Below are 12,380 nucleotides of genomic sequence, written 5' to 3' on the forward strand. Positions count from 1 at the left end.
CACCGTCGCGATTCAAAGACATCCCGCGGATCACCGCCAGCGACTCGCCGGTCGCGGCGATCATGCGCGATCAGCTCGGTCCGGTCATGGAGAGAGTGCTTCTGGCGGCGATCTCGTTCGCGTTCTTCGGCGCCGGGATGGTGGTGATGGCCGCGTGCTCGCGGATCGTCTTCGCGATGTCGCGCGACGCACGCTTCCCTGCCCACCGGCTGATGCGACGGGTCAGCCCGCGCACGCACACGCCGGTCCCGGCGACCATCCTGATCTTCCTCGTGGGAGTCGTGCTGATGATCGCGTTGCCCGGGGCCGCGCTGTTGAAGCTGATCACGGCGTCGACGATCCTGCCGGCGCTCATCTACTGCTCGACGATCGTCCTCTACCTGGCGGTGCGCCGAGGGCTGGATCGCCGCAAGGACGCGTTCCACCTCGGCCGCTTCGAGCTGCCGGTCGCGATCTGTGCGCTGGTGTGGTCGGTCGCCTCACTGTTCGTGCTGGCGTCGCCCGCGGAGGCGCTCGTGCCCGTCCTGATCGTGGTCGGGCTGCTCGCCGCGGGCGGGCTCTTCTTCCTCGGCCTGCTGATCTTCGACCGCGCGTCACTGGAGGCCGAGCCCGCAGAAGCGCGCGCGAGCACATCCTGAGCCACACCCCGGCCTCACACCGCCGGCTTCAGCACCTCCTCGCACCACTGGCGGAAGCTCGTGGGCGCGGTGTCGGGGGTGCTGGGCTGCGCGGCGCCGTAGAAGCCCTGGGTGTTCTGGGCGTCCATCATGTCGGCCACACCCTGCGCCCAAGCCTGCGTGGCGCCGAAGCCCGTCAGCCTGGCCTTCTGCTCGGCGACGGTGATCTGCCGCACCCGTACGGGCCGGTCCAGCACCTCCGAGACGACCCGGGCCATGCCCTCGGGGGTCAGATCGTCGGGGCCCACCAGCGGAACGTCGGCGTACCCGGTCCAGGAGTCGTCGAGGAGCAGCCGGGCCGCCGTGGCGGCGACGTCCCGGATCGCGCAGGTGCGCACCACGCGGTCCCGCTCGAGCGCCTCCGACCAGACGCCCTCGGCGCGGATCGAGGCGGTCTGGCGGAGCAGGTTCTCCATCAGCGACGGCGGACACAGCGCCCGGTAGTGCACGCCCGTGGCGGCGATGGCCTCGTCCATGGCCAGGGACGCCGAGATCGGCCCGGCGTTCCGGGCGACGCCCCGGCCCAGGGTCGAGACGGCCACGACCCGCTCGACGCCCTGGTGGCCCCCGATCACCTCGCACAGCGGCTCGGTGAAGGCGCGGAAGTGGCCCTCGACGCTGTCGGCCCCGGGCGTCGGGGGCACCAGCCAGAAGATCCGGTCCGCGCCCGCGCACGCCTCCTTCAGGACGGCGGGGTCCGCGTGGGACCCCTGGACGACCTCGACGCGTTCGCGGATCCGCGGGGCGAGCCGGGCGGGGTCGCGGACGATCACCCGGACCGGTGTCGCGCCGTTGCCGGCGTCCAGCAGACGGGCCAGGACCTCGCGACCGATCTGGCCGGTCGGAGTGGTGACGACGATCATGAACTGCTCCTGGGACGGCGTGGTCGGTATGCGGTACGACGTCGAGCCTGCTGCCCCGCGCGTCCGAACTGAAGGACCGATCGGCTCGCGGTTGTTACCCTCAGGGCAATACCGATCGGAGGGCCCCCATGGAGTCCCGCCCACTGCGCTATTTCGTCGCCGTCGCCGAGGAGCTCAACTTCGCCCGCGCCGCCGAACGGCTCGGCATCTCGCCGCCGCCGCTGTCCCGGGCGATCCGCCAGTTGGAGACGGAGCTGGGGGCGATGCTGTTCGAGCGGACCACGCACAGCGTGGCACTGACCCCGGCGGGCGAAGTCCTGCTGGTGGAGGCCCGGTTCGCGCTCGCCGCGCTGGAGGCCGCGGGGCGCCGGGCCCGGCGGGCCGCCGCCCCGAAACCGAAGCTCGCGCTGGCGGTGAAGGCCGACGGGGACGCCGGGCTGCTGGAGGCGATCCTCGCCCGGTACGCGTCCGACCCCGCGGCGGTGCCGGTAGCCGTCCGCCTGTGCGCCTGGCACGAGCAGTCCCGGCTGCTGTGCCGGGGCGAGGCCGATGTGGCCCTGGTCTACGAGCCGTACGACCGCACCGGCCTGGACACGGAGGACCTGGCCGCCGAACCGCGCGTCGCCGCCCTCGCCGTGAGCCATCCGCTCGCCGCCCGGGCCGCGTTGCGGGTCGGCGATCTCGGGCTGCGCCCGGACGAGGTGCACCGCTACATCGACGAGGTACGCGGCAGGGGCCAGGACCTCGCCCAGCTCCTGACGTTGGTCGGCCTGGGCGAGGTCGTCGCCCTGCTGCCCGCGTCCGTCGCCGACCGCTATCCCCGGCCGGGCGTCGTCTACCGCCCGGTCCTGGACGCGCCCCCGGCCGTCCTGGCCGTCGCGTGGCCCCAGCAGTCCCGCTCGACGGCGACGGCGGCGCTCGTCCGGGCGGCCGTGTCGGTGGCCGAGGACGCCCGTGCGCGGGAGGCGGGCTGAATCCACCCGGCCGCGGGGCGGGCCGACGCTACTCGGCCCCGGGAGGCACCGGTGTGCCCTGGTGGTAGTACATCCGCCAGCCGGTCTCCCCGCTTCCCCTGCGCCACAGCGAGCTGCGGCGGGTGCGCCGGCCGTCCAAGCGGGTCTCGAACGTGAGGTGCACCAGGCCGGGAGCCAGGAAGACGCCCGTGATCGCCGGCGGCTCGTAACGGGGGCCGCCCTGCGAGCTGCCCGGGTGGTCGGGCAGCCACGCCAGCATGTCCTCGTACGTGTAACGGCGGCCCGAGGAGCCCACCTCGACGAACTCGGGGTCGAGCAGCCGCTCGAAGCGGGCTCGGGAGGCGCGCACGGCGGGGTCCATGAGGGCCAGCTCGCCGGCGATCGCCTCGTCCACGCCGCCGTTCGCGCCGCCGTCCACGTCATCGTTCGTGTCGTCGTTCTCGTGGGTCACCCGCCCATCTTCGTGGGTGACCCACGCGGCCCCGCAACCGAGTTGTCCGGTCAGCCCGTCGCGTCGACCAGGGCCAGCTCGTGGAGCCGGTCCGGCGGGCCCGGGCGGGCGTAGTACCAGCCCTGGGCCGTGTCGCAGCCCAGTATCCGCAGTTGCTCGGCCTGCGCGCCGGTCTCCACGCCCTCCACCGTGACCGCGAGGTTCAGGCTGTGGGCGAGCGAGACGATCCCCTCGACGATCTTGAGGTCGACGGGGTCCGCCGGGAACTGCTGCATGCCCTGGGTGAAGGAGCGGTCCAGTTTGAGCACGCTCACCGGGAGGCGGCGCAGGTTGGCCAGGTTGGAGTAGCCGGTGCCGAAGTCGTCCAGGGCGATGTCGACGCCCATCTCGGCGAGCCGGCGCAGCGGCTTGAGCAGGTCGTCGTCGGCGCCGATCAACGCCGACTCCGTCACCTCCAGGCACAGCGCCTCCGGTGCGACGCCCGCGCGTTCCAGGATGTCGACGGTGTCCTGCACCAGACCGGGATGGGTGAGCTGGCACGGGGAGAGGTTGACGTTGATCCGGAGGGGAGCCGTGTCGCCGCCCCGGTCCCGCCACTCGCCGGCCTGCCGGACCGACTCCTCCAGGACCCAGCGGCCCAGCGGCACGATCAGCCCGGTGTGCTCGGCGAGCGGGATGAACCGGTCGGGACCGAGCACCCCGTGCTGCGGGTGCAGCCAGCGCACCAGGGCCTCAGCGCCGCGCACACTGCCGTCGCCGAGGTGGACGAGCGGCTGGTACTCGATGAAGAACTCGCCGCGGTCGAGGGCCGCCGGGAGCGCCGTGGTCAGCCCGTGGCGGGTGATCGCGCGGGCGTCGGCCTCCGGGTCGGCGAGCTCGAAGCGGTTGCCGCCCGCCGACTTGGCCCGGTACATGGTGATGTCGGCGCTGCGCAGCACCTCCGCCGCGCTGCGCTCCCCCGCCGGGCCTTCGACGATGCCGATGCTGCCGCGCACGGTCAGGTCCCGGCCGTCGATGCTCACCGGCGCGATCAGGGCGTTCATGATGCGCGCGGCGAGTTCGTCGACCTCGTGGCGGGTGTCGGGGCCGGTGGTCAGCGCGACGAACTCGTCGCCGCCGAGGCGCGCGACCATCTCGCCGGGCGCGGTCGCGCAGGACTGGAGCCGGTCGGCGACCTCCACGAGCAGCCGGTCGCCGGCCGCGTGCCCGAGACTGTCGTTGATGGTCTTGAAGCCGTCCAGGTCGAGGTAGCACAGCCCGAAGCGCTGGCCGACGCCGGCGCCGAGCGCCTTCTCCAGGCGTTCGAAGAACAGGGTGCGGTTGGGCAGGCCGGTGAGCGCGTCGTGGGTGGCCTCGTAACGCAGCCGCAGGTTGAGCAGCCGGCGCTCGGTGGTGTCCTCCATCAGGGCCAGCGAGTACTGCGGGGCGCCGTCCGCGTCGCGCAGCAGGGAGACCGTCAGGTTGGTCCACAGGACCGTTCCGTCGGGGCGGCTGAACGCCTTCTCCGTGTGGTAGTGCTCGCGTTCGCCGCGCACCAGCTCGTCGTACAGCCTCCAGGTCTGGGGCGCGTCCTCCGGATGGGTGAGGTCCTGGACCTTACGGCCGCGCAGGGTCTGCTCGGAGCCGCCGAACATCCGCAGCAACGCCCCGTTGATCTGGAGGACGTTGCCCTCCAGGTCGGCGATGCCGATTCCTATCGCGGCGCCCTCGAAGACCGCGCGGAAGCGGGCCTCGCTCGCGTGCAGCGCCTGTGCGACGACGCCCTGGGCCCGCAACGCGGCCTGGGCGATGGCCTCCTGTTCGGCCAGCGTGCGCTCACGCAGGGCCTGCGCGTAGCCGGCCGCCATGGCGTGCTGGAGCCTGGAGGAGCGGGCGCGCAGATCCTCCTGGGGGCCGTTCTCGCCGCAGTAGAGCACCAGATAGGCGTCCACGCAGTCGAGGGAGCGGCTGAGCGCCTCGGGGTCGGTGCAGTGCGCGTCGACGAGGGCGGCGCCGACCGCCTTTCCCGTGTCGGCGTCGAAGGCGCGCTCCAGCAGCGCCTCGCGCAACCGCCGGGCCAGCGGCAGGAGTTCGTCCTCCAGTTCGGACCGGGTCAGCGACGTCGAGGTCACCGGGTACACGGCCCGGCTCCAGATCGTCGCGAACCGCCGCAGTCTGTCCTCCGGCCCGTCCGGCTCGGCGGTCACGCCGTACGCCCCACGCCGGCGAAACCGGAGAGGGCCCAGGGGTCCTCGTCCTCCGGCGCCGTGTCCGGCCGCCAGTGCGGCATCGGCACCAGTCCGGGTTCCACCATGTCGTACCCCTCGAAGAACCGCGCGATCTCTTCACGCGAGCGCATGATCAGCGGGTTGCGGATGTCCTTGTACACGTCCACGGCGCCCCCGGCCCGCTCCGGTGGCAGTGGGATTCCCTCGTACGAGGCATGGGTGAGCAGAAGCAGACTGCCGGGCGCGAGCGCGGCGGTGAGTTCGGCCACCGCGGCGAACGGGTCGTCCGCGTCCTCCACGAAGTGCAGTACGGCGACGAGCAGCAGCGCCACCGGCCGGTCCAGGTCGATCAATTCGGTCACCTGCGGGCTGCTCAGAATCTCCCGCGGCTTGCGCAGATCGGCGGCCACGACATCCGCGTCGGCGTTGCCGGCCAGCACCGCCTGGCTGTGCGCGACGGCCACCGGGTCGTGATCGACGTAGACCACGCGGGCTCCGGGGCTCACCGCCTGGGCGACCTCGTGCACGTTGCCGAAGGTGGGGATGCCCGAGCCGATGTCGAGGAACTGGGTGACGCCCTCGTCGGCCGCGTACCGCACGGCCCGGCGCATGAACGCCCGGTTCGCCTGGCTGATCTTCGGAAGCCCCGGCATGAACTCCATGGCCTTGCGGGCTGCCTCCCGGTCGACCTCGAAGTTGTGCGAGCCGCCCAGGTAGTGGTCGTAGATCCGCGAGACGCTCGGCAGCGAGATGTCGATGCTCCGAGGGGCCCAGGCGGGTCGCTCCATCTATCTCTCCAAGGCGTAGGCGATCCGGTGTTCGAGCTGAGGCTACTGATCGCCCGCCAAACGGGCGAGGGGAAACGGAAATTGACCGTCCGTTCCCGGTCACTGCCTGCGGCACGTGCCGAATCGACCCCCCCTGAGGGGCTACTTGGGGTGCCCGGGTCGTTCCGGAGAGTTCCGGAGGGTTCCGGAGCGGTCCGCGGGGCGGCGAAAGTCTACGCACAGGAAGCGGCGTCCGGACAAGCACGCCGGACGCCGGACAGGCACGCCGGGCCGGCGGAACGGCCAAGCACAACGGTCCGCCCCCTCCGTGCGGCGCGGAGGGGGCGGACCAATGGTCGTGCGCGATGGGGCAGCTGCGGGATCAGCCCTGGGGAGGTGACCTCTACTGCGCCGGCGCTCCGACCAGCTTTCCGTTCGGCGCGACGGCGTACCACGTGCCGCCCACGCCCTGGCCGTTGATGTCGCCGGGCGACTTGTCACCGGAGAAGGTGTAGATCGGCGAGCAGTTGATCGTCTGCTGCTTGGTGCCGTCGGACCGGGTGAAGTTCATGTAGCCCTTCTCCTGGATGCCCTCGGTCTCGTTGAAGGCGACCGGCGCGACGGCCGGCCACTTCTCGAGGCAGGCGCCGTTGCAGTTCGACACCGGCTCGGGCCAGGCCTTGTCCTTCAGGAAGCGGTAGACCGTCATGCCGTTCTTGTCGACGACGATCTCACCGAGGTTGGCGTCCTTGCGGACGGACAGCCCGGCCAGCTCGGTGCCGGACTCGGAGGACGAGCCGGACGCCTTGGCCTTCTTGCCCTCGGGGGTGAGCGCGAACCACTTGTTGCCCACGCCCTGACCGGTGATGTCACCGGCCTTGGCGTCCTTGGCGTAGTAGTACGCGGGCCAGCCGGCAACGGTCAGCTGCTTGCTGCCGTCGGTGCGGGTGACCTCGCCCAGCAGCGACTTGTCGATGCCGTCGCCGGCGGAGATGTCATCGGCGGAGACCGGCGGCCAGGCGGTCGCGCAGTCGCCGTCACAGTTCGATTTCGGGGGTTCAGCGGTGTCCGCGTCGAAGCGGTAGAGGGTCTTGCCGCCGCCGTCGGTGAGGATCTTGCCGAGTTCGCCGTTCGCGGTGATGGCCAGTTCGCCGGCGCTCTGCGCACCGGTCCCTCCGGCCGCGCTGGCGCTCGCCGTGGAGCCGACGCCACTGCCGACTCCAGTGCCCACGCCGACACCCGCGATGCCACCGGCCGGAGCCGTGGCCCCGACGTTCTGGCTCGACGACGTGCCGCTCTCAGAACCGCACGCCGTCGTCAGCGCCAGCACGGCCACAGCACTCGCCGCAAGTGAGGCGCTCCGCCAGGTGGTCTTCATCGTCAACAACTCCCCGATCGTCACAAGGTGTTGCAGCGCCCTGCTGCGCCGCCGCACGGCACTGAGTACGCATGGTGACGGTCGTTGTGTTCAAACACGGCACAAATTTCTTTTCGTGACCTGTGACACCGGCCGCGCCAGGCCGCCGGATCGCACAGGCGCACGGCCTGCCGGATGCGCGAACGCACCGCCCGGCAAACCTGTGGACGTGAACTTCCCCCGTTCGGGGCAATCCCCACCGGGCACGGGCGTGAGCCGGTACGAGACGCCGCATGATCTCCGTCGTGCATGGACCCGAACCGACCCGATCCGCCCTCGTCACCAGGACCCTGGCCCTGGTGACCGCGGCCTGGATCCTCGCGGCCGTCCCGGCCGGGGTGGCCGCGGCCGACGCGTGCGCGTACGCCTCGACGGGCCCGGACGGCATCGAGGCGGTGGCGGTCGCGGGGAGTCGCTCATGGCCGACTCCCCCGGTGTGCCCGGAACCGACGCCGACGCCCACCCCGCCCCCCACCCCGCCGAAGCCGAAACCCCCGCCCAGGCCGACGCCCAGCCCCACGCCCACACCGACCCCCACCCCGCCCCCGAAGCCGACGCCCCCACCGCCGCCGCCTCCCGAGCCCAGGCCGCCGGCGCCGAAGCCGCGCCCTGAGCCGCCCGCGCCGCCCCGCCTCGCGGCACCGCTCCCTCGGCCGGCCCCCACGGCCCCGCCGCCCCCACCGGCTCCCGTCCCCGAGCCGACGCCGACACCCAAGCCCCCGCCCAAGCCCACGCCACGCCCGTCCGCGACCCCGGTGAGCTACCCGGCGTACCACGCCTCGCGGCAGCAGCGACCGGTCCGCCGCGGCCAGTCGCCGGTCACCTACGTCCTGCTCGTCACCGTGCCCGCGGTGATCGCCGTCGCCGCGCTGCGGCCGCGCTAGTGCCGACCCTGGAGGCATCTCTTGCCGGAATGGCTTGTTCTCACCCTCGCGATGCTCGCCGCCTGCGCGGTGGTGGTCGTGATCACCCTCCTTCGGCACCGCAGGGCGCCCGAGGACGAGGACCCCTCCGAGACCCCGGACGTCATCGAGTACATGACGATGTGGATCGGCGTGGTGTACGCCATCGTCCTGGGCCTGGCCATCGCCGGCGTCTGGGAGGCGCGCAGCGTCGCCCAGGACCACGTCCAGGCGGAGGCGCAGGCGCTCCACGAGATCTCGGAGCGGGTGCGCGTCTACCCGGCCGACGCCCGTGACCGCATTCGGGAGGATGTCAACGCCTATGTCGGACACGTCGTCACCGTCGAGTGGAAGTCGATGGCCGACGACGGCGAGGTGACGAAGCGCGGCGACGAACTCCTGCAGCGGGTCCGGGTGGACGTCACCGACTACGAGCCGGCCTCCGACTTCCAGGCGCAGGCCTACCAGCCGCTGCTCGACCAGATGGCCGCCGCGGACCAGGCACGCAACGCCCGCGCCGAGTCGACCGGGGCGACCATGCCCGGCGTGGTGTGGTTCGGGCTGCTGGCAGGGGCCGCCATCACCATCGGCATGGTGTTCGCGCTGCAGATCCGGCGTACGCCCCGCGAACTGGTGCTCGCCGGGCTGTTCTCCGCGCTGATCGCGTTTCTGCTCTTCCTCATCTGGGACTTCGACGCGCCCTACAGCCGGGGCGTCACCGCGTCGGCGGAACCGTTCCTCCATCTTTTCCCCGGCGTCCAGGGCTGACGTCCGCTCATCTCGCGCTCCCGCGACGGGGGACGGCCGCCACGCCGTAGCCGTCCCCCGGTTGCGGGAACGACGTCCCCTGGGCGGCCCACACGCTTGCCCCATTCGCGCGACTGCGCGCGCGGGAGGGCACACATGTTCCTAGCGTTTCGGTCATCGAGGTGCATTTATGACGCAAGCGGAAAAAGATCCGCAGCTGCTCCTCGGGGACCGGAGGATCCACCATGCACGCGATACGCGTCGCTTCGGCCGCACTGCTGGGCGTCACCGCCCTGACCTTCTCCGCACCGGCCGCCGTCGCGAGCGACGACGACAACCACTACGTCATGTCCAACGGCTACAGCGTGCTGCCCTCGACGGTCGCGGCGGGCGGACAGGTCAGTCTTCAGGTGGACCGCGACACCAGTGGCTGCCGAAGCTCCGTGACGGTCTCCTCGGGCGTGTTCGACGCGGTCGTCATCCCCAGGGGGTCCTCCTCCGCGGTGACCAGGGTCGACTGGGACGCCCAGCCGGGCGCCTCGTACCGGGTGACGTTCGCCTGCGGCGGCATCAGCGCCGTCAAGGAGTTGACGATCTCCGGCGGCCGTCCGGTCGATCTCACGCCGACTCCCTATCCCCTCCCGCAGGGCGTGCACGCCGGTGAGGGCGGCACCGTCGCCGGGTTCGATCTCGAGGAGATCGGGCTGGGCGCCGCGCTCATCGCGGGCTCGGTCGGCGCCGCGTACTGGTTCTCGCGGCGCCGCGCCGACGAGGACGGCGGCTGACGGGCCATCACCGACGACTCCGCCGCGCGCGGGCCTTCGCCCCGGATCCCCGCGGGACCGGGGCGAAGGCCCGCGTCACGTGCGACGTGCGGTCCCCTTCGGGGCGGACCTCAGACGCGGCGCTCGGCGCGGCGGCGCATCCAGAACAGACCACCCCCGACCACGGCCGCCGCGACGAGACCGCCGCCGATCGCCATGTCGGTCGGGGTGGCGCCCGTGGTGGTGCTGCCGCCGAGACCGCCGCGGACACCGCCGATGACGGTGAAGGCGGCCGGGCGGGTCAGGGTCCGGCCGGAGCAGTTGACGGTGATGTCGTAGGTGCCGGGCCGGGCGTTCTCGTTGATGGTCGCCGTCCCCTTGGCGGTCTGGTTGGCGCCGTTGATCGGCGTCAGGTTGGCCTGGGGGAACGCCGCCGAGGTCATGGTGCCGCCGCCGGGGCAGCCGTCGACGGTGACCGTCATCTGGCCGCCGCGGGCGATGACGGCGGGCAGGGCCACGATGTTGCTCGGGTTGGCCCCCATACCGTCGCGCGCGACGGCGGCCGGGGCGGTGACGCCGAGAGAGGCGACCGCGGCGGCCGAGACCGCCGAGACCGCCAGAACACGAATGATGCGCATGTGATCCTCCGCGGAAGGCGCCCCGGGGCCCGTCCCCGGCATGTCGGCGAGAAAGCGCCTCCCGAAAAGACCCTCAGATGCCGTGCACGCGCCCGCATTTCGGGAATGGTCCGTCCTGGTGAGAGGACACGCCGAGCGAAATGCACACAATCGGATATCGCCGCAGGTCACGGACCGTCAGAAAATTCCTTCCGTCGGCAACTCGGATGGCGCACCGAACGGCGTCGGAGCCACCCGTTCGCTGCCGCCCCGTCGCCGCTTCCCGCTCGGGGACTTAGCGTTCTCGTATGCGCGAAGGGACGCGGTGACGGCCGTGTCGAAAGGGGATGGCGAATGCCTGCGTACGAGCTGTCCGAGGTGGCGGAAGAAGAGGAGCGGCGGCGGAAGCGCGCGCCATGGGGCGTGATAGCGCTTGTTCTGCTGACCGGTCTCGCGCTCATCCGGAACGGGTCGGGAGAGTTCGACATCGGCCCGCCGCAGCCCGCGTCGGCGGCGGCCGCGGACGGCCGCACCGCCGGCGCCTTCGGCCGGACCCCGGCACCGCTGCCCTACGCCGTGCCGGACCGGGTCCGGATCCCCGCCATCCGGGTGGACGCGCCGGTCACGTCGGTCGGCCTGGACGCGGACGGCTGGGTCGGCGCGCCGCCGCCGGAGGACCCGAATCTGGCCGGCTGGTTCACCGGTGGCGTCTCGCCCGGCGAGAAGGGGACCGCTGTCGTCGTCGGTCATGTCGACAACAAACTCGGACCGGCCGTCTTCTACGGTCTCGGGGCCCTGAAGAAGGGAAATCGCGTCGAGGTGTCGCGGGGAGACGGAAAGACGGCGGTCTTCGAGATCTACGGCATCGAGGTGTTCGAGAAGAACAACTTCCCCGGCGACCGTGTCTACGCCTCCAAGGGCTCCCCCGAATTGCGGGTCATCACCTGTGGCGGCGGTTTCTCCAAGGCGAACGGATACGACGGGAACGTCGTCGCCTTCGCCCGCCTGGCCGAGGTCCGCTGAGCGGTTCCCGGCCGGGCGGGCAGGGGCTCACGTCAGGTGTACCGCCGGTGCGGGACGGTGATGTGGTAGCCGGAGTCCAGTAGCTGCGGCAGATATCTGCGCAGTGCCCGCACGCTCTGTGTGCGGTCGCCCCCGGCGTCGTGCGAGAGCACCACGACGCCGGGGGCGGCGCCCTTCTCGACCCGCTCGACGATGGTGCCGGCGCCGGGGGCGGTCCAGTCGAGGGTGTCGACCGTCCAGGCGAGCGGCTCCATGCCCAGTTCGGCGCCGAGCTGGAAGGCGGCACGGTTCCAGGCGCCGTAGGGGGCGCGGAACCAGCGGGGCCGCTCACCGTAGCCCTCCTCGATGACGTCGCTGGTGCGGGACATCTCGGAGCGGATCTGACGGCGGGTGAGGCCGGTCAGCAGGGGGTGGGACCAGGTGTGGTTGCCCACGACGTGGCCCTCGTCGGCCATCCGTGCCAGCAGGTCCTGGTGGTAGGAGGCCATCTCCCCGCACACGAAGAACATCGCGCGCACGTCGTAGTGCGCCAGCGTGTCGAGGATGCCGGGGGTGTAGCGGGGGTCGGGTCCGTCGTCGAAGGTCAGCACCATGGTGCGGCCGCGGCCGGTCATCTTCAGCAGCGGTTCGTGACGCACCGGGGTGCGGCCGAGGGCGGTGCGCGGGGGGCCGTAGCCGGTGAGCGGCTGCAGGCGGTAGGCGGAGGGCTTCAGCGGCAGGCTCTGCGCCGGGGCGCCCGCGGCGGGGGCGGCGGCCCGGACCGGCTCGCCGCCCTCGCCCCACAGGAACACTCCGGCCGTGCCGACCGCTCCGACGGCGGCGGCGCCGGCGAGCAACGCCCGGCGGCGCGTGAACAACTGATCCTTCTTCATGCAGTCATCAGTCGCCCGGCCGGGCCCCGACGCACCACACCGACACCGGACCGGCGGCACGATTCCACCCGCCCGGCGCAGTCACGGTCGGTCCGAACA

14 protein-coding genes are annotated in these 12,380 nt (G+C 72.1%); 7 read left to right on the plus strand and 7 right to left on the minus strand.

The genetic code is table 11. The features are described 5' to 3' along the window. Positions 1-62 precede the first annotated feature (62 nt). Positions 63-638 carry an amino acid permease gene (locus ACIRPU_RS18520; protein WP_403868163.1) on the plus strand — a complete coding sequence of 192 codons (576 nt, stop codon included), beginning with the start codon at positions 63-65 and terminating at the stop codon, positions 636-638. Between the two features lie 14 nt (positions 639-652). On the opposite strand, the gene ACIRPU_RS18525 is transcribed toward ACIRPU_RS18520, so the two are convergent. Further along, positions 653-1,540: an NAD(P)H-binding protein gene (locus tag ACIRPU_RS18525; protein WP_403868166.1), complete on the minus strand. Its 888-nt coding sequence runs from the start codon at positions 1,538-1,540 to the stop codon at positions 653-655. Between the two features lie 128 nt (positions 1,541-1,668). Here ACIRPU_RS18525 and ACIRPU_RS18530 point away from each other — a divergent pair, with 128 nt between their 5' ends. Then, a complete protein-coding gene (locus tag ACIRPU_RS18530; RefSeq protein WP_403868168.1) occupies positions 1,669-2,514 on the plus strand; it encodes a LysR family transcriptional regulator in 846 nt (281 codons plus the stop codon). A 28-nt stretch (positions 2,515-2,542) separates the two neighbouring features. Here the strand turns inward: ACIRPU_RS18530 and ACIRPU_RS18535 are convergent, their stop codons facing one another. The 4 genes from ACIRPU_RS18535 to ACIRPU_RS18550 form a co-directional block, all read right to left on the minus strand. Beyond that, positions 2,543-2,875, minus strand: coding sequence for a DUF4440 domain-containing protein (locus tag ACIRPU_RS18535; RefSeq protein WP_403868733.1), 333 nt, complete (start codon positions 2,873-2,875; stop codon positions 2,543-2,545). Between the two features lie 140 nt (positions 2,876-3,015). Next, positions 3,016-5,151: a putative bifunctional diguanylate cyclase/phosphodiesterase gene (locus ACIRPU_RS18540; protein WP_403868171.1), complete on the minus strand. Its 2,136-nt coding sequence runs from the start codon at positions 5,149-5,151 to the stop codon at positions 3,016-3,018. After that, entirely contained in the window at positions 5,148-5,960 is an 813-nt protein-coding gene (locus ACIRPU_RS18545) for an SAM-dependent methyltransferase (protein WP_384115623.1), read from the minus strand. The genes ACIRPU_RS18540 and ACIRPU_RS18545 overlap by 4 nt, the downstream gene beginning before the upstream one ends. Before the next feature lie 382 nt (positions 5,961-6,342). After that, the gene (locus ACIRPU_RS18550) at positions 6,343-7,317 is read right to left on the minus strand and encodes an SCO0930 family lipoprotein (protein ID WP_403868174.1); all 975 of its coding nucleotides are present in this window, start codon (positions 7,315-7,317) and stop codon (positions 6,343-6,345) included. A gap of 457 nt (positions 7,318-7,774) precedes the next feature. Here ACIRPU_RS18550 and ACIRPU_RS18555 point away from each other — a divergent pair, with 457 nt between their 5' ends. From ACIRPU_RS18555 to ACIRPU_RS18570, 4 genes are all read left to right on the plus strand, one after another. Further along, positions 7,775-7,969, plus strand: a complete 195-nt coding sequence (locus ACIRPU_RS18555) for a hypothetical protein (RefSeq protein ID WP_403868177.1) — start codon at positions 7,775-7,777, stop codon at positions 7,967-7,969. A 142-nt stretch (positions 7,970-8,111) separates the two neighbouring features. Continuing rightward, positions 8,112-8,240, plus strand: a complete 129-nt coding sequence (locus ACIRPU_RS18560; protein ID WP_403868180.1) for a hypothetical protein — start codon at positions 8,112-8,114, stop codon at positions 8,238-8,240. Positions 8,241-8,261: 21 nt separating this feature from the next. After that, positions 8,262-9,026, plus strand: a complete 765-nt coding sequence (locus ACIRPU_RS18565) for a hypothetical protein (RefSeq protein WP_384115614.1) — start codon at positions 8,262-8,264, stop codon at positions 9,024-9,026. 224 nt (positions 9,027-9,250) lie between these two features. Continuing rightward, on the plus strand, positions 9,251-9,790 hold the full coding sequence (locus ACIRPU_RS18570; RefSeq protein WP_403868183.1) for a hypothetical protein: 540 nt from the start codon (positions 9,251-9,253) through the stop codon (positions 9,788-9,790). Positions 9,791-9,900: 110 nt separating this feature from the next. On the opposite strand, the gene ACIRPU_RS18575 is transcribed toward ACIRPU_RS18570, so the two are convergent. After that, on the minus strand, positions 9,901-10,407 hold the full coding sequence (locus ACIRPU_RS18575; RefSeq protein WP_355702199.1) for a hypothetical protein: 507 nt from the start codon (positions 10,405-10,407) through the stop codon (positions 9,901-9,903). Between the two features lie 333 nt (positions 10,408-10,740). Between ACIRPU_RS18575 and ACIRPU_RS18580 the strand changes: the two genes are divergently transcribed. After that, positions 10,741-11,409, plus strand: coding sequence for a class F sortase (locus tag ACIRPU_RS18580; protein WP_171400940.1), 669 nt, complete (start codon positions 10,741-10,743; stop codon positions 11,407-11,409). Positions 11,410-11,441: 32 nt separating this feature from the next. Here the strand turns inward: ACIRPU_RS18580 and ACIRPU_RS18585 are convergent, their stop codons facing one another. Beyond that, positions 11,442-12,281 carry a polysaccharide deacetylase family protein gene (locus ACIRPU_RS18585; RefSeq protein WP_403868187.1) on the minus strand — a complete coding sequence of 280 codons (840 nt, stop codon included), beginning with the start codon at positions 12,279-12,281 and terminating at the stop codon, positions 11,442-11,444. Positions 12,282-12,380 lie beyond the last annotated feature (99 nt).

Origin of the sequence: Streptomyces sp. NPDC102259, from assembly GCF_044766465.1 — a bacterium.
Lineage (GTDB): Bacteria > Actinomycetota > Actinomycetes > Streptomycetales > Streptomycetaceae > Streptomyces.